The sequence below is a fragment of the Streptomyces sp. NPDC087300 genome (genome assembly GCF_044744425.1).
Taxonomy (GTDB): domain Bacteria; phylum Actinomycetota; class Actinomycetes; order Streptomycetales; family Streptomycetaceae; genus Streptomyces.
Window position 1 is genome coordinate 97,813 of record NZ_JBIUYI010000013.1, and the last position, 21,518, is coordinate 119,330.

Here is a 21,518-nt window from a genome sequence, read left to right on the forward strand (position 1 = left end):
ATCGGCCGCTGTCGCGCCGGACTTCGGTCCACAACGGCGACGATCTTTGCAGCCCTATTCGGCCAGGAGAAGTTTCCGCAACGGCCGAGTGCGGACATGGCCATATCAGGCCACCGTCCGCGGCCCCTCACAACACCCTTGACACGCGCGCAACTTGACTCCCTACTAGACCTTGCGCACTGCTCGTGACAACGTTGTCCAACTTGCAAGGGGAGGGCTCGGGATGCCGCACAGGGCACGTAGACCCCGATACAGACACCACCGTTCAGCCGCGGGCGTCGGCGCGCTGGGGCTCGCGCTCGTCGTGGCGGCGCAGGGGGCCGCCGTCGCCGGGCCCGAGCAACCGGCGCGCGCCGACCGGGGGTTCGCCTCGTCCTTCGAGGAGGGGCAGGCCCAGCCGGACTGGCTGAACACCGTCGAGACGGGGTCCGACGGGAAGAAGAAGGCATCGGGCGTGAACGGCGAGTTCAGCTCGGGGCTGCCCGGGAGTGTGAACGACCACGTCACCGAGGTCCGGGCCAGCGGCGAGAACACCGGCTCCGGCGAGGTCGCCGCGAACCTCGTCGACGGTGAGGCCACCAGCAAGTGGCTGACGTTCGCGAAGGACGGCTGGGCCGAGTTCGACCTGGACGAGCCCGCCAAGGTCGTGACGTACGCGCTGACCTCGGCCAACGACCACGCCGAGCGCGACCCGAAGGACTGGACCCTGAAGGGTTCCGCCGACGGCAAGGACTGGAAGGTCCTCGACGAGCGCAAGGGCGAGACGTTCGACGGCCGGCACAAGACGAAGAAGTACGACTTCGAGAACGCGGAGAAATACGCCCACTACCGCCTCGACGTCACCGCGAACAACGGCGCCGACGACGCCCTCCAACTCGCCGACGTCCAGCTGTCGGTGGGCGGCACGCAGGCCCCCGCCCCCGAGGACATGCTGAGCCTGGTGGACCGGGGCCCGAGCGGCTCCCCGACCGCCAAGTCCCGCGCCGGGTTCACCGGCACGCACGCGCTGCGCTACGCGGGCAGCCACAAGGCGGACGGGCGCGGCTACTCGTACAACAAGGTCTTCGATGTGAACGTGAAGGTGCGCGGGAACACCGAGCTCGGGTATCGCGTGTTCCCCTCCATGGCCGAGGGCGACCTCGACTACGCCGCGACCAACGTCTCCGTGGACCTCGCCTTCACCGACGGCACGTATCTGAGCGACCTCAAGGCCGTGGACCAGCACGGCTTCCCGCTGACTCCGCAGGGCCAGGGCGCGTCCAAGGCGCTCTACGTCAACCAGTGGAACAACATCGAGGCGCGCATCGGGCAGGTCGCGGGCGGCAAGACGGTCGACCGGATCCTGCTCGCGTACGACGCCCCGAAGGGCCCGGCGAAGTTCCGCGGCTGGCTGGACGACGTGTCGCTGAAGGAGAAGGCGCCCGCGAAGCCGAAGGCGCACCCCTCCGACTACGCCGACACGACCCGCGGCACCAACTCCAGCGGCGGCTTCTCGCGCGGCAACACCTTCCCCGCCACCGCGGTCCCGCACGGCTTCAACTTCTGGACCCCGGTGACCAACGCGGGCTCCCTGAGCTGGCTCTACGACTACGCCCGCGGCAACAACGACGACAACCTGCCGACGATCCAGGCGTTCAGCGCGAGCCACGAGCCGAGTCCCTGGATGGGTGACCGGCAGACGTTCCAGATGATGCCGTCGGTCGACAAGGACACCCCGAGCGCGTCGCGCACCAAGCGGGCGCTGGCGTTCAAGCACGAGAAGGAGACGGCGCGCCCGCACTACTACGGCGTGACGTTCGAGAACGGTCTGAAGACCGAGATGGCGCCGACCGACCACGCCGCGATGATGAAGTTCACCTTCCCCGGTGACGACGCGAGCGTGATCTTCGACAACGTCTCGGAGAAGGGCGGCCTGACCCTCGACAAGGAGAACGGGGTCGTGTCCGGCTACTCCGACGTCAAGTCCGGTCTGTCGACGGGCGCGACGCGCATGTTCGTGTACGGCGTCTTCGACGACGACGTCACGGCGGGCGGCAAGCTGGAGGGCGGCGGTGGCGGCGACGTCACCGGCTATCTGCGCTTCGACGCGGGCAAGGACCGCACGGTCAACCTGCGCATAGCCACCTCCCTGATCAGCCTGGACCAGGCGAAGGACAACCTCGCCCAGGAGATCCCGTCCGGCACCTCCTTCGACCGCGTGAAGAACCGCGCGCAGGGGCAGTGGGACGACATCCTCGGCAAGGTGGAGGTGGAGGGCGCGAGCGAGGGTCAGCGCACCTCCCTCTACTCCTCCCTGTACCGCCTGTACCTGTACCCCAACTCGGGCTTCGAGAAGGTGCGTTCGGGAGGCGGCGGCAAGTCCACGTTCAAGTACGCTTCCCCGTTCTCGCCCCAGACCGGGCCCGACACCCCGACCCACACCGGCGCGAAGATCGTCGAGGGCAAGCCGTACGTCAACAACGGCTTCTGGGACACGTACCGCACGACCTGGCCCGCGTACTCCCTGCTCACCCCGAAGAAGGCGGGCGAGCTGGTCGACGGCTTCGTGCAGCAGTACAAGGACGGCGGCTGGACCTCGCGCTGGTCGTCGCCCGGCTACGCGGACCTGATGACCGGCACCTCCTCGGACGTCGCGTTCGCCGACGCGTACGTCAAGGGCGTGAAGTTCGACGCCGAGGCCGCGTACGACGCGGCGGTGAAGAACGCCACGGTGGTGCCGTCGAATTCGGGCGTCGGCCGCAAGGGCATGGAGCGGTCGCCGTTCCTCGGCTACACGCCCAGCGAGACCCACGAGGGCCTGTCCTGGGCGTTGGAGGGCTACCTCAACGACTACGGCATCGCCCGCATGGGTGAGGCGCTCTACAAGAAGACGGGCAAGAAGCGCTTCAAGGAGGAGTCGGCGTACTTCCTCAACCGCGCCCAGGACTACGTGAATCTCTTCGACGGCAAGGCCGCGGGCGCGGGCACCGACCCCGGCTTCTTCCAGGGCAAGGACGCCAAGGGCGGCTGGCGGGTGCCTTCGGACAAGTTCGACCCGCGCGTGTGGGGTCATGACTACACGGAGACCAACGCCTGGGGCTACGCCTTCACCGCCCCGCAGGACTCGCGCGGCCTCGCCAATCTGTACGGCGGCCGCAAGGGCCTCGGCGACAAGCTCGACACGTACTTCGCGACCCCCGAGACCGGCTCCGCCGAGTTCGCGGGCTCCTACGGAGGCGTCATCCACGAGATGACGGAGGCCCGCGACGTCCGCATGGGCATGTACGGCCACTCCAACCAGGTCGCCCACCACGCCGCGTACATGTACGACGCGGCGGGACAGCCGGCCAAGACGCAGGAGAAGGTCCGCGAGGTCCTCTCGCGGCTCTACACCGGCAGCGAGATCGGCCAGGGCTACCACGGCGACGAGGACAACGGCGAGCAGTCCGGCTGGTACCTCTTCTCCTCGCTCGGCTTCTACCCGCTGGTGATGGGCAGCGGCGAATACGCCATCGGCTCGCCGCAGTTCACCAAGATGACCGTGCACCTGGACAACGGCCGCGACCTCGTCGTCAAGGCGCCGAAGAACAGCGCGAAGAACATCTACGTGCAGGGCCTCAAGGTCAACGGCAAGGCGTGGAAGTCGACCGCGCTGCCGCACGAGATGATCGCGCGCGGCGGTGTCCTGGAGTTCGACATGGGCCCGAAGCCGTCGGCGTGGGGCACGGGCAAGAACGCCCAGCCGACGTCGGTCACCAAGGACGACAAGGTGCCGTCGCCGAGGAAGGACGCCCTCAAGGGCGAGGGCGCGCTCTTCGACGACTCCTCGGCCACGGACGCCACGTCGGACTCGGCGATCGAGCTGCCGGTCGGCAAGGGGACGAAGGCGGTGCAGTACACGCTGACGTCGTCCACCGACAAGGCGAAGGCGCCGCGCGGCTGGGTGCTCCAGGGCTCGAAGGACGGCGGGAAGTGGAAGGACCTGGACAAGCGCTCCGGTGAGTCCTTCGCCTGGGACAAGCAGACCCGGGCCTTCACGGTGGCCGAGCCGGGCACGTACGCGCACTACCGGCTCGTGCCGGACGGGAAGGGGACGCTCGCGGAGGTGGAACTCCTGAGCTGAGCCGTCCCGTCCCGGCGGGTTGACCGGGTGAACCGGGTGATGTGAGGGCGGGAGTGGCACGTTCACTCCCGCCCTTTCCCATGCCCGGGGCCATGGATCCGGTGCCCGCGGCCACGGATCCGGTGCCCGGGGCCTCAGATCGAGCCGATGGCCGGAACCCCCCTGTCCCCACTCCCCCCACGGCTGGACACTCACCTCGTAGCGCACCTTTTGTCATGATCACGCCATCACGTCACGCCTTCACCGACCGACAGGAGACCCAGCCGTGTTACGAAGATCGGCCAGACCCCCGTCAGGACGCCGCGGAAGAAAACCGGGCGCCCGCTCCAGGGCCGTCGCCGTCATCGGCGCCCTCGCCATCGGCGCCCCGCTCACCGTCCTCGGCCCCGCGTCCGCCGCGCCCGCGAAGGCGCCGGACCGCACCTGTACGGTCCCCGACGGCTGGTCGAGCTGTGTGCGCGTGACCACGCACCTCGACCGGGCCCCCTCGGTGGGACGGCAGGCCCGCGTCGACGTCACCGTCGAGACCCGCGTCGACCTCGCGGGGGCCCGCGTCCAGGCGGACCTGCCCGCCGCCGTCGACTGGGCGTCCGCGCCCGCCGGATGGCAGCTCAAGGACCTCGGGCAGCTGCTGCCCGAGGACGGCGGCGCGGTGCACCGCGCGCAGCGCGCCATCGACCTCAAGGCGGGCGCGACCGCCCGCTTCTCGTTCCGGGTCAAGGGCGTCAAGGCCGCCGCCACCTCCGTGCGCGCCCGCGTGGACGGGCCCTCGGCCGAGCCCACCGACCGCGACGAGCACATGGAACTGCTCACGGTCGGCGCCACGCCCGCCGAGTCGTACGTGGGCTTCGACCAGCGCCGCAACTCCACCGCGCTGCGCGAGCTGCCCGCCGACGTGAAGCTCACCCCCGCCGAGCCGGAGCGCCCGTTCGAGACGGTGCGGGGCAACACGAAGCTGCCGAAGCCGCACAGCGACGACGCCGCGTCCACCGAGCCCTCGGCGCGGGCGCTCTCCTGTGTCACGGGGACGGTCGGCTACTCGGAGCCCGGCGGCGCGCACCCCTCGCCGAACATCCAGGTCGAGGCCTGGGACTACGACAGCTTCGGCGCCGACGACCTGCTCGACTCGGCGCTGACCGACGGCAGCGGCGGCTTCCGGATGTGCTTCGACAACGACGACGCCTCCGGCGGCCAGGACGTCTACGTCAAGGTCCGCACCGAGAGCGGTCTGTGGCGGATCGTCGAGGACCACTGGTACGGCCGTGAGGTGTACGAGTTCCGCTCCGGCCGGCACGACGACATCGGCGACGGACGGACGGTGAACCTCGGCCGCATCGCCCCCGGCGACCAGACGATGAACCGGGTCTTCCACGCGTTCGACCTGGCGAACCAGGCCAAGACCTGGACGCCCGGCGAGTGCTGGGACGCGCGCGACACCGGCGACTGCCGCCGGATGGAGATCATCTATCCGGACGCCGACGACGGCGACAACAGCCGTTACGAGTGGGGCGACAAGACCGTCCGGCTGGAGAACGGGACTCCCGACGACCGCACCGACACCGTGCACGAGTACGGCCACGCCGTGATGGCGGACGCCTACGAGGACGACAAGCCCGAGACGCCGGGCTGTAGCCCGCACGCGATGAACAAGCGCAGTTCGAAGGGGTGCGCCTGGGTCGAGGGCTTCGCCAACTTCTACCCGATGGCGATCTTCAACGTGGACGACTACCGCGGCTGGCGCGTCGAGGACACCTCGTCGTACGACAGCGGTGACGACACCGAGGGCCGGGTCACCGGCTCCCTGTGGGACCTGTACGACCCCGCGGGCGAGCGCTACTGGGACGACTGGCAGGAGCCCGCGCAGGGCGCCATCTGGGACACCCTGCTCGACCGCAGGTCCACCACCTTCGAGGAGTTCTGGACCCAGCGCGGCCAGGAGGGCCACGACGTGGGCTCGGGCCCCGGCGGCGCGCTCTACCAGAACGGCATCGACTACGGCTTCCGCAACCAACTCGCCGACGGGCGCTCCAAGACGCTGCCCACGCCCGATCCGCAGCACAACTACCGCTACGACACCACCTTCCGCTTCTGGTCGGTCGTGGCGCTGCGGCCCCCGTCGGGCGTCGACTACGACCTCGACCTCTACGACGACCAGGCACTCACGCAGCGGCTCGACGTCAGCCTCGCCACGGGTGACACGGTCGACTTCATCGCCGTCGACTCCAACGCGCGCGGCCCCGGCGACTACTACCCCGTCGTCAAGCGGCCGCTCGGCGGCACGGGCACCGGCGAGTACCGCATCCAGCTCGCCGACAGCGGCAAGCTGCTCATCGGCTCCGACACCAAGGCGATGAACGGCGCGGACGACGTGGCGTCGGTCTGGGACACCTGCCCCGCCGCGGGCAAGGAGGTCACCATCACGGCCACCCCGTCCGACCCGGGCCAGGACGCGGAACTGTTCCTGATGGACTCCGACCCGGCCGACGCCAAGACGGCGGTCCGCGGCCGCTACGCCGCGAGCGCCTCTTCGTTCGGCAACGGTCCCGGACAGGCCGAGTCCTTCACGTTCACGTCACAGGGAGGCTGTTACGGAGTGGTCCTCATCAACAAGGCGGGTTCCGGCACGTACACGGTGACGGAGTCCTGAGTCCCCTGCCCGAAGGGGAGCCGCGCATGCCGATGCCGTGACCGGCGGGAGAACCACCCCGCCCCACGCGCGCGCATGCGCGGCTTCCCACTCTCCGCGGCGGACGCCTTGTACGGTCACACCACCAACGCGGCGTCAGACGCCCGCACTTGGGGCGCCGTCACCGGTCGACACCTGCCCGGACACGTCGCCGCCCACCGCCACCGACCGCTCCCCCGAAGCCCGTACCCCACCCTCCGGCGGTGCGCTCGGCGCCGCGGATGACGGCGGTCCCGGCGTGGGCGTCGCGCCCGTCCGCGCCCCGTCGCCCGTGACGACCGCCCCGGAGACACTCCCGCCCACCGCGGCCGACCGCGCTCCCCCGGCGACGACCCCGCCCACCGACGAAGGCGAAGGGGACGGTGTGGGCTGGGAGTTGAGCGCGTAGAGCGAGACGCCGAGGCCGGCCACCCCCACCACCGTGCCCACGATCCCCGCCACCTGCCCGGCCGTGTCCAGGTCGGCCGCCACCACCAGCACGATCAGCCCCACGGTCACGAGACCACCGACCGTCACGCCGACCCATGCCCATCTCCGCCTGCTGCCCGGTTGCGCCATGCCACCATCGTCTCCTCTCCGCCACGGCCACGTCTCGTACTCGGCGCGGACGGCCCCGTGCCGTCAGGGCAGTTGACGGGCCCGTGCCGCGAACCGGTCGGCGAACTCGACGACCAGGTCGCGGAGTTCGTCGGGCCCTTCGACGGTGAAGGGGCGGTCGAGGGAGGCGAGCGTCGGGGGAATCCAGTCGAGCCGCTCGGAGCGGAGTCCGACGACGCGCCAGCACTCCGCCCCGGGCTCCGCGCCCTCGGCGGGTGCGAGTTCCGCGACGCTCGCCGGGAGCCGCGCCCGGATCTGGTCCACCGTTCCGTGGATCCGCAGGGTCACCTCGTACCGGTACGCCGCCGTGGCGAACCCGGACAGGACCCGCCGCACCGGGTCCGGCCCGTCGGGCTCCTCGAACGTGCCGGGCAGCGCCCTGGCGTCCGTGACGCGGTCGAGGCGGAACGTGCGGTCCTCGCCGATCCCGGGGTCGGCGCCCGTGACGTACCAGCGGCCCGCGTGCGACACGACCCCGTAGGGGTGCAGGGTGCGGACACTACGCCGCCCCTCGCGGTCGGTGTACCCGATCGAGACCGGCCGACGGTGGCGTACCGCGTCGGCGACCGTGAGCAGCACCGTGGCGTCGGGGACCGCGGGCTCACCGGCCGGCTCGGTGAAGGCGAGGGACTCCAGGAGCGCGTCGAGCCGCCGCCCGAGCCGCTGCGGCAGCACCCGCCGGATCTTGGCCGCCGCCGTCTCGCCCGCCGTGGCCGTCGTCGTCATCAGCCCCGACCGCCGCCCGGCGACCAGGCCGAGCAACACGGCGAGCGCCTCGTCCTCGCCGAGCATGAGCGGCGGCAGGCGGTGTCCCGGAGCGAGGCGGTAGCCGCCGTACCGGCCGCGCACCGCCTCGACGGGCACGTCGAGGTCGATCAGCTGATCCACGTACCGCCGCACCGTGCGCCCGTCGACGCCGAGCCGCTCGGCGAGTTCGGTGATGGTCCGGGTGCCGCCCGACTGGAGCAGCTCCAGGAGGGTGAGCACGCGGCCGGTGGTTCCGGGCATGGTCCGCACCCTCTCGCCAATAGTGGACGGAATCTGTCCACTATATGTTCTAGCGTGCGAGGTGCCAGGACGGCGCCGCATCCGCGGGGCCGTGAGCTACAGGGAGAGCACCATGGACTTCACCTCCGTCCGGATCATCACCGGCGACGTCGCGCGCCTCGTCGAGTTCTACGAGAAGGCCACCGGGGTCCCGGCGACGTGGGCCACCGAGGACTTCGCCGAACTCCGCACCCCTGGCGCCACCCTCGCCCTCGCGAGCACCCGCACCGTCCCGCTCTTCGCCCCGGACTCGGCGCGCCCGGCCGACAACCACAGCGTGATCATCGAGTTCCGCGTCGACGACGTGGACCGCGTGCACGCGAACCTGACCGGCCTGGTCCCCGAGTTCGTCACCGAGCCCACCACCATGCCCTGGGGCAACCGCTCACTGCTCTTCCGCGACCCCGACGGCAACCTCGTCAACTTCTTCGCCCCGGTCACCGCGGCCGCGGCCGCCAGGCTCGCCCGCTGACACCCGGCCGGGGCCGAACTCGCACCAGACGATCTTGCCGGGGTCGCGTTCCGCGACGCCCCACTTGTCGGCGAGCGCCGCGACGAGCAGCAGCCCGCGCCCCGACTCGGCCTCGGCGTCCTCGCCGACCACCGGGCCGAGCACGGGCCAGCCGTCGCCGCTGTCATGCATCTCGATGCGGAGTACATCGCCTGCGCGACTCAGGAACAGCCGGAAGCCCCGCCCGGACGGGACACCGTGCAGCAGCGCGTTCGTCGCCAACTCGCTTACGCAGAGCACGATGTCGTCCGAGCGAGCGCTGATCCCCCAGCAGTTCAGCGCGGCACGCGCGAAGGCGCGGGCCTTCGGCACGGACTGGCGTTCGCGCCGGTAGAAGCGTTCACGTGGGTCCCGTCGGGACGGGAGTGGAGTTTCGTCATTCACGTGACGAGGGTCACAGTGCGTGGCCATCATGAAGCAGTACGTGAAGTCGTACGGGCGTCTTGTACGGGTTCTCGGCGTGAATACACGGCTTCTGGTGGGGAGTTGGACCGCATGAGCAACCCAAAGCGACGGCCACGGAGGAACGCCTCGGCGATGAGGATGGTGGGCGCGCTGCTCGCCGTCCACCGCGAGGCGGCGGGTCACACACAGAAGTCGCTGGCCGAGAAGTTCGTCATCGGCGAGGAACTGATCGCCTCCGTCGAGCAGGGGCGGCGGCCGCTGAAGATGGACCTCGCACAGCAGCTGGACGATCTCCTCGGCACGCACAAGACGTTGCAGACGGCCGTCGAGCACATGCCGGAGGTGGATCTGGTTCCGCGGTGGGCGGAGGAGTATCTGGAGTGTGAGCGGGAGGCGATTGCGATCTCCGTGTACGAGAGTCTGCTCGTGCCCGGACAGTTGCAGACCGAGGGGTACGCGCGCGCCGTCTTTCGCAGCCGAATTCCGCTTCACGACGCGGACGAGATCGAGCAGTTCGTGGCGACGCGCATCGAGCGGCAGGCGATTCTTCACCGCAAGGTCCCGCCAATCACCAGCTTCGTGATCTGGGAAGCGGCGCTGCAAGACCGGCTCGGCGGCGAGGACGTCTACCTCGAACAGCTCCGCCACCTACGCGAGTACGCCGAACTGCCGGGCCTGACCTTGCAGATCCTGCCACTTGGACGCACGGCACACGCTGGCCTCGAAGGCCCGTTCGTCCTGCTGGAGACCCCTGAGCACCAGCGGCTCGCCTATACGGAGACTCAGCGCGGAAGCAAACTCATTGCTGATCCAGACGAGGTAGCGATCCTCACCCAGAAATATGCGATGCTGCGAACGCAGGCCCTCAACCCCGAAGACACTATGGGCCTGTTGGACCGTCTGCTAGGAGAGCAATGAGCGGCAGCACCGCGCTTGAGTGGTTCAAGTCCAGCTACAGCGGAAGCGAAGGCGGCGCCTGCCTCGAAGTCGCCTGCGCCTGGCGCAAGTCGAGCTACAGCAGCGGCGAGGGCGGTCAGTGCCTGGAATTCGCCGCCCACCCCACCGCCGTACACATCCGCGACTCCAAGAACCCGGAAGGCCCGCACTTCTCGGTCGCCCCGGACGCCTGGACCGCCTTCCTGACGCTCCCCCGGACCCGCACCTAGAGGGCAGTTGGGGTCCACACACGAGAACCGCCCACCCCCACCCGGGACTTGAGCCGGGCGGGAGCGAGCGGTTCGGGCGAAACGGGTGAGGTCAGGCGGTGTGCAGCGTGAGCCCGTACCGCTGAAGGATCTCGTTCACCGGCTGGAACCACGTCTCGCCACCGCTGCTGCAATTGCCCCAGCCGCCGGACGTCACGCCCTGGGCCTGGTCGCCGCTGATGAACGAGCCGCCGGAGTCACCGCCTTCGGCGCAGACGCTGGTCTTGGTGAGCTGGTGGACGATCGTGCCGTCGGAGTAGTTGACGGTCTCGTTCTTGGCGAGGAGATTGCCGCAGTGCCACTTGGTGGTGGAACCGGAGCGGCAGATCGAGGTGCCGACCGGCATCTCCGTCGAGCCCTTGACGAGGCGGTCGGGGATCGCGCCCCAGCCCAGCACGACCGGTACGGTCCACCAGCCGTTGCCGACGGACACCCACGCGTAGTCGTTGTCGGGGAACGAAGAGCCCTGGAACGTACCGATGGTGGAGTTGTCCCAACCGCGCACGCCCGCGCCGGCCTTGCCGCAGTGCCCGGCGGTGACGAAGCCGCCGTGCACCGAGAAACCGATGGAGCAGCGGACGTTGCCGGTGTAGTACGGGTCGCCGCCGACGGTTCCGGCGGCGAAGGTGGTCGGCCCCTGGGGGACCGTGCCGACCTGCACCGGGGTGGCCGCGGTGGCGCGGGCCTTGCGCAGGAAGGTGGTGACATCGTTGTCGGCACGGTGGCCCTCGACGACGTCGACGACGAGCCGGTTGGCCTTGGCGTCGACCCGCCAACTGGCCACGGAATCGGGCGCCTTGAGCTTGTCGATCCGCTTCTTCGCCGCGTCGAGGCGCGCGGCGGAGTGCTCCACCATGCGTACGTCGGCACCGGCCTCACGCACCTCGGCCGCGGCCCGCCGCTCGGTCAGCGCGACGGTGAGCCTGCCGCTCTTGGCGTCGAACCAGGAACCGCCGTACGCCGCGCCCGCCGCCTTCCGCGCGGCACGCTCGGTCTTGACGGCCTGGCGCTCGTCGGCGAGCCGCTCGCGGGCCTCGGCGGGCGTCAGGCCGAGGTCGCGCCGCATGGCGTCGAGGAGGCCGGGCGATGCGACCGCCTTCGGCGTCGCGCCGGAACCGGTGCCCGCGTCGGCGGCCGCGGAGGGGGCGAGTCCGGTGGCCGCGCAGGTGGCTGTCAGGAGGAAGGCGGACAGGCCGAGGCGTGTCGTGGTCTTGCGTCTCACAGGGGGGACCTCTCGTCGTTCCAACGGTGGGGTGGTGGAGCGGAGTTGAGTTCTGAGAGCGCTCTCGACCGATGGTGCGGGAGAGCACGGTGGGACCGTGAGAGGTAGTCCGGACGCTCGGCGGCACATCTCGGCCGTTCCTGCGGGACCGGTGGACCGGGTGCCGGCGGGGGCGTCCGGCACCGCTCCGGCGCGGCGGCCTCCGGCGGAACACTCGCGCCGAGGCCTTCAACTCCCCTTGCCTTTCAGGCCAGTTGACGCGCATGTCCCTTCGGTCCTGATTGCGGCCACCACCGTACGGAGCCACGCTCGGGCGCGTCTGAGAACGCTCTCACAGCCGCCGATCACAGCCCCCAAGGGGAGGAACCCTCATGCGCAACGGAACCCGCCTGAGACGCGTGGCCACGGTCGGCGCCGCCGCGCTGGTCGGCATCGCCGTGGCGACCGGGACGGCCCACGCCGACATACCGATCGGGCAGCCGATGACCGGCAAGATGACGTACTACAACGACAAGGGCTACGGGGCCTGCGGCACCCCCATCGACGCGTCGACGCAGGACCTGGTGGCGGTCCCCGCATCCTGGTGGACCACGCCCAACCCGAACAACGACCCGCTCTGCCAGGGCATTTCGGTGCAGGTCAGCTACAACGGCAGGACCATCACGGTCCCGGTCAGGGACAAGTGCCCGTCCTGCGCGGCGACCCACATCGACCTCAGCCAGACCGCGTTCCAGAAGCTGGCGCCGCTGGACGTGGGCGTGGTGAACGGCATCACGTGGAAGTTCGTCCGCTGACGCACGGGGTGGTTCTGGGTGCACCCCTGTCGGGGTGCTGGACCGCTGGCAGGCCGAACTGGCCGTTCATAGCGTTGTGTTCATGACGAATGACACGAACGAAGAGCGAACAGGTGCCACCCGGCGGACGGCTCTGCGCGGGCTGGGACTCGCGGTGGGAGGCGCGGCGCTGGCCACCGGTCTCGGCACCTCGCAGGCCGCGGCGGCCCCGCGTCACCGCCTCGGAACGTACGTACTGGTGCACGGCACCCACAGCGCGGGCGCCTTCTGGACGCCGATCGCACGGGAACTCGCGCTGCGCGGCCACCGCGTCGTCACGGTGGACCAGCCGGGGCACGGCGCGGAGGCCTTCGTGGCGGAGGCGTACCAGCGGCAGGACCTCAAGGCGATGGCGGTCGAACCCTCCCCGCTGAAGGGCCTCGACCTCGACGACTACGAGGCGCGCGTCACGGGCATCGTGCGGCGGGCCGCACGGAACGGCCCCGTGGCGCTGGTCGGGCACAGCCTGGGCGGCGTATCGGTGAGCCGTGTCGCCGAAGCCGTCCCGCACCTGCTGCACCACATCTGCTACATGGCGGCCTTCTGTCCCAGCCGCGCCCTGCCCACGGCGGACGCCTGCACGGCGGCACCCGAGAACGCGAACGCCGTCAGCCCGGTGGAGCTGACGGTGGGTGACCCGGACCGGCTCGGGGTGCTGCGGCTGAACTTCCGTACGGGTGTCAGGGGCGAGTTGGCCCTCCTGAAGGAGATGATCTGCGCGGACTACCCCGACGCCGACTTCCGCCGGGTCCTGTCCGACATGCAGACCGACGAGCCCGTCGCCGCCTATGCGGGCCGAGCGGTGGGCCGGGCCGGCAACTGGGGCCGCGTTCCCCGCACGTACCTGCGTTTCGGCAAGGACCGTACGATCGCCACCGCGCTCCAGGACAGGATGATCGCGGAAGCCGACGCGTCCACACCCGGCAACCGCTTCCGCGTCCACGATTTCCCCGAGGCGTCACACATCGGCCCGCTGGATCCCACCCCGGTGGTGAACGCCCTGGACGGGCTCGCGGGGTAGGGGGCCAGCGGCTGCCGCTGCGGCTGGGGCCGGGGCCGCCACAGCCCCAGAGCCGAGTCGCACCGCGTCAGGCCGGAACGGTCACGCGAACGACGGCCACCGGTGGGCGGCCCACTCCCGCCAGTCCGCGTAGCCGGGGGGCGGGCCGGCGACACCGTGGCCGCGCAGCTCCGCCGCGTCGGGCTCCTCGAAGTGCGCTCGCCCGTGCAGGATGTCGGCCTCGGTCATCGGGAACGTCTCCTCAGGGACGGTCGCCCGGCGACGGGCGACGCGGGCGCGTTGGGCCTCGTCGCTCACCGGCAGGTAGACCATGCGGCAGCACGCGCCCTCGGCCTCCGCCGGCCAGCGGATCGCGGACCGCTCGTCCCGGGACCAACAGCCGTAGTCCACCACCACGTTGGTGCCCAACCTGACCGCCGCCAGGCGAGCCAGAGCATGCGCCCCTCCAGCACGTCGCGCTTCCCGTCCGCCTCCGCCTCGCCGAACAGGGGAATCATCCAGTCGTCGGGGGTCAGGCGCAGCGCGCCGTGCCGCTCGGCGAGCTGCCGGGCCTTCGTGGTCTTTCCGGCCCCTGGCAGGCCGACCATCAGGAACAACGTGGTCACACCCGGATCGTGTCAGGGCAGCCGGGCGGACGACCACCGCTTTGTCCGCCGGACAGGCCCTGGCTCCACCCCGTCAGCCCCACCCCATCGTCGCGTACGCCTCCCCCGGCCCCGGCGGCCTGATCCACGGCCGGGTCAGGACGGTCGGCAATCTGCCGTCGTCCAGGGCGAACCTGGGCAGGGAGACGCCGAACGTCTCCGCCGTCGCGTGCAGCGCGCGGGCCTCGTCCGCGCGGTCGGCGGCGGGTCCCGCGGGATCGGGGAAGAGGAGGTCGGGCGAGAGGGCGGCGGGCAGGGTGCCCGAGCGGTCGCGCCGTGGCCCGTGGACCGTGAAGGCGCCCCGCTGCTCGCCGTCCTCGGCGCAGGCGAAGTGGAAGAGGCCCGGCTCCCACCAGACGGTGAGGGCGCGCGTGCCGTGCGACAGGGCGGTGCCCGGGTGGGTCAGGCGGTCCGGGTCGTAGCGGGCGTAGCGGCCGGACTCGAAGGCGAAGCTCCAGCCCTCTCCCCCGGTGCCGATCCTGGCCATCGGGAGGGGGCGCTGTCCGCGTCGCTGGGCGGCCTGGAGGTGGTGGAGGTCCCGCTCGCCCGCCACCGGACCCAGCGGCTCCACGCCGAACCGCTCCGCGAGCTCCTCGGGACCTACGCCCTCCACCAGCACGAACCGGTACATGCCGCGCCGGACCGCGCCCCGGGGGTGCTCGTCGGCCAGCCATCCGAGCCCGTCGCGCCCCGGCCGGCGGGCGGGGGCGGGGGCGGGGCCGGTCTCCGGCGGGGCGTGTCCGGCCCGGGGCTTGGTCAGCAACCGCCGCGCCCGCTCCGGCGTGACGAGCGGCCCGAGCAGTGGATCCCCGAGCAGGCCGAATGGCGCCACGTGGTCGTCCCGGTAGGGCTCCCAGCGCGGGACCGCCGCCGCGACGACCCGCCAGGCACCCTCCGTGTCACCCCAGCGCGCCAGCCCCCTGGCCTCCTCGACGGCCCGCCCGAAGGCGCCGGGCGCCGCGTACTCGTACGTCGCCGCTCTGATCTCCCGCACTACGGCCTCGGCGCGCTCCCTGTCCGTCGAGCCTTCGCCCGCGCCGGAGCCCCCCGACGGGGCCCCGGCGTCCTCGGGCCGGTTCACCTGTCCGCGCACCTTCAGGGGCAGCACCTCGGCGGCGTACAGCGGATCGCTCATGTCCGGGTCGACCGGCACCCAGCCCTGCCCGCCGTCGAGCAGCACGCTCAACTGCGAGGCGAGCAGCCGGGCGCGCGGCCTGCCGAACCGCCAGGCCTCGGCGAAGACGTCGAGCGCGTGCTCCAACTCCCCGCGCAGGCAGGCGATCCTGGCCCGCTCCACCCGGGCGTCGAGGTCACGCGTCACCGCGTTCACGAACCCGGGGCGGTCGCCGCCCAGGCTGTAGAACTCCTCGTACATGCCCTCCATGAACGCCCGGAACGAGGCGTACCGCGTCGGTTCCTGGCCGCCCCACCCGTGGTACACGTACACCGCCCACTCCCCGTCGGCGGCCACGTCGCCCGGGTCGAGCAGCACATCGGTCATGTCCGAGTCGAGCGACAGCTGGAGCGCCCGTCCCCACATCCCGGCCAGCAGCACTTCCTCGGCGGCCGAGTCCTCCGTCAACTCCTCCTCGTACACGTCCCGCAGGTCGAACGGGTCTCCGTACGGCTCGATGCCCGCCGCGCCGGCCAGGAGCTGGACGAACCCGCCCGCGTGGCGCCAGCCGTCCGTCGTCCGCAGGAAGGCGCGCAGGGACGGCGGCAGCGGCGCCGCTATCCCCCACTCCGCAAGCCGCCCCTCCAGATCCGCGAGGCGCGCGGGGTCCGCCGGGCCGAAGCCGAGCCAGCGCTCCCGCACGGACTCCTCGTCCGCCTCGGCGAACCCCTCGGCGGTCCCCGCCTCCACCCACTCCTCGCTCCACCGCTTGAGGAACGGCCCCCACGCCACGTTGTCCATGCTCCCCATCGTGGCACCCACCACTGACAAACGATCATGAACTCCGCCCCGGCCGGGTGCACCACCCGCACCAGCGCCACCCGCACCTCCCCTTCTCCGTCGCCGTTGTACCGGCGACATGCCCCACCTGCGCCGTCGCGCCGCATCGGTGCCGGCGCACCCCGAGAAGGGACACCTCCCGCACATGACCCCGCAGTTCCGAACGGGCCGTGGCGCCGCCGTACTGGCCGCCGCCCTCGCCGCAGTCGTCCTCCCGAGCGGGATCGCCTCGTACGCCGTCGAGAAGCCGAGCACGCACGCCGCCGCCACCCCCACGCGTGCGGACGAGCCGGGCGACTGGACCGGTGACGGGCTCCACCTGAACGCGGCCGACAACAAGAAGGTGGACGCCTATCTCGTCCGGGCCCGCCGGGCGGAGCGGACCATCAGCCCCCAGGTGCGGGCCGCGGCCAGGATCAGCGACGCCGAACTGGTCGCCTTCGACCATCGCCTGAAGTCCCCCGACTCGCTCAAGCGGAAGGTCGCGACGGACCTCAAGGAGCACCCGCAACAGCGCGTCGAGGACGCCCTCGCCCACCTCAACGACGCGGTCCGCTACACCTTCCAGTGGCCCGACGGCGACTACACCAGGGGCGTCACCATCGCCTCCGACACGCTGGCCCTGTGGGGCAACGCGAACACGAAGTGGACCAACACCTGGGGCCGCGAGCTCGGTTACAAGGGGCTCAACACGGGCTGGCGCGAGCCGCGTCTCGGGCAGAAGTACGAGGTGCAGTTCCACACGCCGTCGAGCAAGCACGCCCAGGAAGTGACCCACAAGCTGTACGAGGAGCTGCGCCTGCCGACCACCACCGCGCGGCGCAAGGCGGAACTCCAGCGGGAGCAGCAGGAGATCTTCGCCTCGGTGCCCGTCCCTGAAGGCGCCGCCGGGCTCGCCCCGCCCGCCGGGGCCCCGGAAGCGGGCGACGGCGCACTCCAGGACGCCGCGTAACGCGCACCGGAGACGCCGCGTAACGCGCACAGGACCCGCCGGCGGACCAGCGGCCCCGGCTAGCGGACCAGCGGCAGGAAGATCGTGTCGACGATCTCCTCGATCACCTCGGGCGGGACCGGCCGCATCGTCATCATCGCCTCGCCCCGCAGCAGGTCGAACGGGAGCGAGGCGATCCGGGGCGTGAGCCTGGCCGGGTCGATCTCGCCGCGGGCGATGGCGCGGTCCATGATCTCGTCGCGTCCCGAGCGGCGTCCGGCGAGGATCATCTCGCGCAGCTCCGCGTAGCTGGAGTCGGTCTCGGCGAAGTAGCCCGCGAGCAGCAGGCTGAGCTGGGCGAGGAACGGCCCGCGCCGCTCGCCCAGTTCACCGAGCGTGGCGATCAGGTCGCCACGCAGGGACCCGGTGTCGGCCGGGGGGATCTGCTGGATGACGTTGCGGCGCACGACCGCCGCCTCGACCAGCTTCTGCTTGTCCGCCCAGCGCCGGTAGAGCACCGGCTTGCTGGTGCCCGCCCGCCGGGCGACGGAGTCGACGGTCAGGTTCGCGTAGCCCCGCTCGCTCAACTCGTCCCAGGCCGCTTCGAGGATGGCCGCCTCGAGCGCTTCGCCGCGCCGTCGCTCCACAACACTCCTAAGAACCTTTGACGTTTCTTATCGGCACAGCTTACTCTGACGAATAAGAAACCAATCCGTTTCCTACGAGTCAAGGAGTTCCCATGCGGCAGAGCGGGATCGGAAGCACGGACATCGGACCGCACTCAAGATGGAGCGGGCGGCTCATCGGCCTGGTGGCCGTCCTGGCCCTGGTGAACTTCGTGGTCGACTCGGCCATCACCGCGCCGCTGGTCGTACTCCCCGAGATGCTCGACCACTTCGGCACCCACCAGACCGCGTGGCTCAACGCCACCGCGATGCTCGCCGGAGTGATGTGGGCGCCCCTGCTCGGCAGGAGCGCGGACATCTACGGGAAGCGCCGGGTGCTCGTGGCGACGCTGCTCCTCAGCTGCGCGGGCGCCCTGTTATGCGCGGTGGCGCCGAGCCTCTGGCTGTTCGTGCCGGGGCGCATGCTCCAAGGAGCGTCGCTGGCCGCCGTGTTCCTCTCCGTGGCCATCGTGCGCGGTGCCTGCGCGCCGCGGATCGGGATGATCGTCGTGGGCATCGTGACCTCGGGATCCGCCGTGCTCAACATCGCGTCGCGCTTCGTCATCGAGAAGCTGGCCACGCAGTTCGGCTTCCAGATCCTCTTCCTCCTGTCGGCCTTCGTCGCGGCCGTGATGGCGCTCTGCGTGCGCCGCTTCATCCCCGAGTCGCCGGTCAGGACGCCGGGCAGGATCGACGTCAGCGGCGCCGTGCTGCTCGGCGTGGGCCTCGGCGGGGTGCTCGGCTACGTGAGCCTGGCGTCGGACCTCGGCTGGGTCGCCGCCGGTCCGCTGGCCCTCCTCGTCGTCGGCGGCGCGGCACTGGCCAGGTGGTTCCTGGTGTCGAGCCGGAAGCCCGAACCGCTGATCGACATACGGGACATCGGCAGGCCACTGCTGCTCACGCTGCTCGTCGTCTTCCTCGCCGCCGGTTCGTACCAGAGCATGCTCCAGCTCATCCCGCTCATCGGTGACGTCTCGGCGGGCGACGACCTCGGGTACGGCCTCGCCGACCAGGGGTCGGTGGCCCTGCTCCTCGCGGCGCCCGGACTCGGCGTCACGCTCGGCGGACCGGCGTCCGGCTGGCTCGCCGCGCGCATCGGACCGGCCCGCACGCTGGCCGGGGCCGTCACGCTCGGCACGGTGGTGACTCTCGGGATGTTCCTCGGGGCCTCCCAACTGCCCGCCGCGCTCTGCTGCGGCTTTCTCCTCGGCGTCACCGTGGGCGCGCTCGGCACGTCCGGCTTCAACATGGCGGGGAGCCTGGCCTCCCCCGAACGGCAGGGCATCGTGTCCAGCCTGGTCATGGTGATGGTCTCGATCGGCTCCGTGGTCCTGGACTTCGTGGGCGCGGCCGTACTGAAGTCGACCAGCGTGGTCGTCGACGGCGACACCGCCAACTCGGCCACGGGCGTGTTCAGTTACATCGGCATCGCCTCCGGCGCGTTCGCGATCGCCCTGACGCTGGCCGTCGTCCTCGTACGGACGACCCGCTCCGGCGGCGACCCCGCCCCGCCGGGACCGCGACACGAGGCGCCGTCGCCCGGCCTCCAGCGCGACAGAGCGTGACGGTTCACCGAACGCCTCATATCACCTACCTCACAACGGACTTGGGAGCTGACGACACATGGACATGAGAAGTACGACGCAGCGAACGGCGCTGATCTCCGGCGCGAGCATCGCGGGCCCTGCCCTCGCCTTCTGGCTGCGGCGCTACGGCTTCGCGGTGACGGTGGTGGAGAAGTCCCCCGCCCCGCGCGGCGGCGGATACCCGATCGACATACGCGGCACGGCGGTCGAGGTGGTCCGCCGGATGGGCATCCTGCCGCGCCTGCGGGAGGCGCACATCGACTCGCGCCGCCTCACCTTCCTGGACGCCGACGGCGGTACGACGGCGGTGCTCCCTCCGCACGTGATGGCGGGCGGGGCCGAGGGACACGACGTCGAGGTGCCCCGCGGGGTGCTTGCGGACATCCTCCACGGGGCCGTCCGGGACGACGTGGAGTTCCTGTTCGACGACTCCATCGACACGCTCACCGACCACGAGCACGGTGTCGACGTCACCTTCCGCGGCGGCACCCGGCGCACCTTCGACGTGGTGCTCGGCGCGGACGGGCTGCACTCGCACACCCGGGGGCTCGTCCTCGGTCCCGAGCGGCGCTTCCACCGCTATCTCGGCTACTGCTTCACCATCTTCACCATGCCCAACACCCTGGGCCTCTCCCACGAAGTACTCATCTGGAACACCCCGGGAAGAGCCGCCGCGCTCTACGCGGTGGGCGACAGCCCGGAGCTGTACGCGTTCCTCAACTTCGCCCGCCCCGAACCGACTTGCGAACTCCTACGCGACCCCGAGGCCCAACGCGACCTGGTGGCCGCCACGTTCGCCGACGACGGCTGGGAGATCCCCGCCATGGTCGCCGCGATGCGCGGCGCGGCCGACCCGTTCTTCGACACGGTGAGCCAGATCCACCTGCCGCGCTGGTCCAGCGGCCGGGTCGCGCTCGCGGGCGACGCCGCCCACGCCCCGTCGTTCCTGACCGGGCAGGGGTCAAGCCTCGCCCTCGTCGGCGCCTACATGCTCGCCCGCTCGCTCGCGGCCCACCGCGACCACGCCACGGCCTTCGCCGCCTACGAGAGCGACACCCGAGGCTTCGTCGAACTGAACCAGGCCCAGGTCGGCAAGGGCGACGCGGCCCTCTTCCCGACCACCGCGGAGGCCCTCGAACGACGCAACACCAGACTCCGCACCCTCATCGCCTCACCCCCGCGCACGGGCCGCCCCGCCCACACGGCGCTGACCCTGCCCGCCCCTACACGGTGAAGCCGTTGACCCGCTCCGGGGCGACCCGGACGACCAGACGGACCTCCGACGCCTTCTCGTCCGGCGGATCCTCCCCCGGATAGCGCTGCGAAAGCCGCTTCGGCAGCGCCTTGTCGGGGTCGGGCAACAGCTCGGCGGTGCCCCGGATCTCCGCGGAGCGGTAGGGGTTGGCCAGAGAGTGTCATGTCGCGTGACAACGGTGGACCGTCGCGACATCTTCCCGGCGCCGGACGCGCTGCCCCCCGTATGCCGTGGCCCCGCTCTGCGCCGGCGCCTCGCGGGTGCCTCGCTGCTACTGCGCCTCACGCTCGCGACTGGGCAGCGCGTCCGCGCCATGCACGTCTACGTCCCCCTGACGTGGGGACGGCGCGGCGCCTCGGCCGGCGCGACGGCGCGCGGGGTCTCGCCTCCAGCGCTACTACCTGCACACCGGCGGCGCCTGCCCCGAGGCACACCGCCGGTGAACTGCCCTGCGGCACACCGCCGGTGACCTGCCTTCTACGGCGCGCCGACCAGAGTGCCAAAAACCGCAGACGGTGTTGAACAGGTGCGCGCCATGACGGCTAGGGGGTCGGCGGTTCCAGGGTTACGTCGCGCAACGGCGCGCGACGGGAGTCATGGATGCGTACGGCCCCGATGCCGCCTGATCAGAGAGGGACACGCACCATGACGACGCCCCACACGACTCGCAGCGGTCATCCGCAGTTCGAACTGCGGTGCGGTGGGCTGCACATCACGGTCCAGCCCATCCCCGCACGGCTGATCGGGCTCATCACCACTACAGGTGGCGCGGCCGTGACGTGGTGGACCAGCCACTAGTCAACTGGTGTCTCAAGCCCCACTCGGCGGACACCTTCAAGCTATCGACGGACCCG

At 71.1% G+C, this 21,518-nt stretch carries 18 protein-coding genes and 1 pseudogene; 11 read left to right on the forward strand and 8 right to left on the reverse strand.

Going from position 1 to position 21,518, the window contains the following annotated elements; all coding sequences use genetic code 11:
- Window positions 1-223: 223 nt before the first annotated feature.
- Together ACIO9J_RS39145 and ACIO9J_RS39150 are read left to right on the forward strand one after the other, a co-directional pair.
- The gene (locus tag ACIO9J_RS39145) at window positions 224-4,102 is read left to right on the forward strand and encodes a GH92 family glycosyl hydrolase (RefSeq protein ID WP_402009931.1); all 3,879 of its coding nucleotides are present in this window, start codon (window positions 224-226) and stop codon (window positions 4,100-4,102) included.
- Window positions 4,103-4,367: 265 nt separating this feature from the next.
- Complete coding sequence (locus ACIO9J_RS39150) at window positions 4,368-6,749, forward strand: hypothetical protein (protein WP_402009933.1); 2,382 nt, start codon at window positions 4,368-4,370, stop codon at window positions 6,747-6,749.
- Window positions 6,750-6,884: 135 nt separating this feature from the next.
- On the opposite strand, the gene ACIO9J_RS39155 is transcribed toward ACIO9J_RS39150, so the two are convergent.
- The gene (locus tag ACIO9J_RS39155; RefSeq protein ID WP_402009934.1) at window positions 6,885-7,346 is read right to left on the reverse strand and encodes a hypothetical protein; all 462 of its coding nucleotides are present in this window, start codon (window positions 7,344-7,346) and stop codon (window positions 6,885-6,887) included.
- Between the two features lie 63 nt (window positions 7,347-7,409).
- On the reverse strand, window positions 7,410-8,393 hold the full coding sequence (locus ACIO9J_RS39160) for a helix-turn-helix transcriptional regulator (protein ID WP_402009936.1): 984 nt from the start codon (window positions 8,391-8,393) through the stop codon (window positions 7,410-7,412).
- Between the two features lie 112 nt (window positions 8,394-8,505).
- On the opposite strand from ACIO9J_RS39160, the gene ACIO9J_RS39165 reads away from it, so the two are divergent.
- On the forward strand, window positions 8,506-8,904 hold the full coding sequence (locus tag ACIO9J_RS39165) for a VOC family protein (RefSeq protein WP_402009938.1): 399 nt from the start codon (window positions 8,506-8,508) through the stop codon (window positions 8,902-8,904).
- Here ACIO9J_RS39165 and ACIO9J_RS39170 read toward each other — a convergent pair.
- On the reverse strand, window positions 8,818-9,327 hold the full coding sequence (locus tag ACIO9J_RS39170; protein ID WP_402009940.1) for an ATP-binding protein: 510 nt from the start codon (window positions 9,325-9,327) through the stop codon (window positions 8,818-8,820). The genes ACIO9J_RS39165 and ACIO9J_RS39170 overlap by 87 nt on opposite strands.
- 153 nt (window positions 9,328-9,480) lie before the next feature.
- Here ACIO9J_RS39170 and ACIO9J_RS39175 point away from each other — a divergent pair, with 153 nt between their 5' ends.
- Window positions 9,481-10,266 (forward strand): Scr1 family TA system antitoxin-like transcriptional regulator, encoded by a 786-nt coding sequence (locus ACIO9J_RS39175; RefSeq protein ID WP_402009941.1) that lies wholly within the window; start codon window positions 9,481-9,483, stop codon window positions 10,264-10,266.
- Window positions 10,263-10,514 (forward strand): DUF397 domain-containing protein, encoded by a 252-nt coding sequence (locus tag ACIO9J_RS39180; RefSeq protein ID WP_402009943.1) that lies wholly within the window; start codon window positions 10,263-10,265, stop codon window positions 10,512-10,514. The genes ACIO9J_RS39175 and ACIO9J_RS39180 overlap by 4 nt, the downstream gene beginning before the upstream one ends.
- Before the next feature lie 91 nt (window positions 10,515-10,605).
- Here the strand turns inward: ACIO9J_RS39180 and ACIO9J_RS39185 are convergent, their stop codons facing one another.
- The gene (locus ACIO9J_RS39185; protein ID WP_402009944.1) at window positions 10,606-11,775 is read right to left on the reverse strand and encodes a S1 family peptidase; all 1,170 of its coding nucleotides are present in this window, start codon (window positions 11,773-11,775) and stop codon (window positions 10,606-10,608) included.
- A gap of 371 nt (window positions 11,776-12,146) precedes the next feature.
- On the opposite strand from ACIO9J_RS39185, the gene ACIO9J_RS39190 reads away from it, so the two are divergent.
- Together ACIO9J_RS39190 and ACIO9J_RS39195 are read left to right on the forward strand one after the other, a co-directional pair.
- Window positions 12,147-12,569, forward strand: a complete 423-nt coding sequence (locus ACIO9J_RS39190; RefSeq protein WP_402009946.1) for a cysteine/serine endopeptidase inhibitor — start codon at window positions 12,147-12,149, stop codon at window positions 12,567-12,569.
- A 76-nt stretch (window positions 12,570-12,645) separates the two neighbouring features.
- Entirely contained in the window at window positions 12,646-13,629 is a 984-nt protein-coding gene (locus ACIO9J_RS39195; RefSeq protein ID WP_402009947.1) for an alpha/beta hydrolase, read from the forward strand.
- An 81-nt stretch (window positions 13,630-13,710) separates the two neighbouring features.
- On the opposite strand, the pseudogene ACIO9J_RS39200 reads toward ACIO9J_RS39195, so the two are convergent.
- Both ACIO9J_RS39200 and ACIO9J_RS39205 read right to left on the reverse strand, forming a co-directional pair.
- Window positions 13,711-14,234 (reverse strand): annotated as a pseudogene (locus ACIO9J_RS39200) (AAA family ATPase).
- Between the two features lie 73 nt (window positions 14,235-14,307).
- Window positions 14,308-16,188 carry an SMI1/KNR4 family protein gene (locus tag ACIO9J_RS39205; RefSeq protein ID WP_402009949.1) on the reverse strand — a complete coding sequence of 627 codons (1,881 nt, stop codon included), beginning with the start codon at window positions 16,186-16,188 and terminating at the stop codon, window positions 14,308-14,310.
- 184 nt (window positions 16,189-16,372) lie between these two features.
- Here ACIO9J_RS39205 and ACIO9J_RS39210 point away from each other — a divergent pair, with 184 nt between their 5' ends.
- Window positions 16,373-17,179 (forward strand): ATP nucleotide 3'-pyrophosphokinase, encoded by an 807-nt coding sequence (locus tag ACIO9J_RS39210; RefSeq protein WP_402009951.1) that lies wholly within the window; start codon window positions 16,373-16,375, stop codon window positions 17,177-17,179.
- Between the two features lie 59 nt (window positions 17,180-17,238).
- Here ACIO9J_RS39210 and ACIO9J_RS39215 read toward each other — a convergent pair whose 3' ends face one another.
- Window positions 17,239-17,805, reverse strand: a complete 567-nt coding sequence (locus ACIO9J_RS39215) for a TetR/AcrR family transcriptional regulator (protein ID WP_402009952.1) — start codon at window positions 17,803-17,805, stop codon at window positions 17,239-17,241.
- A gap of 92 nt (window positions 17,806-17,897) precedes the next feature.
- Here ACIO9J_RS39215 and ACIO9J_RS39220 point away from each other — a divergent pair, with 92 nt between their 5' ends.
- Both ACIO9J_RS39220 and ACIO9J_RS39225 read left to right on the forward strand, forming a co-directional pair.
- Window positions 17,898-19,388 carry an MFS transporter gene (locus ACIO9J_RS39220; RefSeq protein ID WP_402009953.1) on the forward strand — a complete coding sequence of 497 codons (1,491 nt, stop codon included), beginning with the start codon at window positions 17,898-17,900 and terminating at the stop codon, window positions 19,386-19,388.
- Window positions 19,389-19,446: 58 nt separating this feature from the next.
- On the forward strand, window positions 19,447-20,643 hold the full coding sequence (locus tag ACIO9J_RS39225; RefSeq protein ID WP_402009955.1) for an FAD-dependent monooxygenase: 1,197 nt from the start codon (window positions 19,447-19,449) through the stop codon (window positions 20,641-20,643).
- On the opposite strand, the gene ACIO9J_RS39230 is transcribed toward ACIO9J_RS39225, so the two are convergent.
- Window positions 20,633-20,770: a hypothetical protein gene (locus ACIO9J_RS39230; RefSeq protein ID WP_402009957.1), complete on the reverse strand. Its 138-nt coding sequence runs from the start codon at window positions 20,768-20,770 to the stop codon at window positions 20,633-20,635. The two genes, ACIO9J_RS39225 and ACIO9J_RS39230, sit on opposite strands and share 11 nt — an antisense overlap.
- A 539-nt stretch (window positions 20,771-21,309) precedes the next feature.
- Between ACIO9J_RS39230 and ACIO9J_RS39235 the strand changes: the two genes are divergently transcribed.
- Window positions 21,310-21,462 (forward strand): hypothetical protein, encoded by a 153-nt coding sequence (locus ACIO9J_RS39235; RefSeq protein ID WP_402009959.1) that lies wholly within the window; start codon window positions 21,310-21,312, stop codon window positions 21,460-21,462.
- Window positions 21,463-21,518 lie beyond the last annotated feature (56 nt).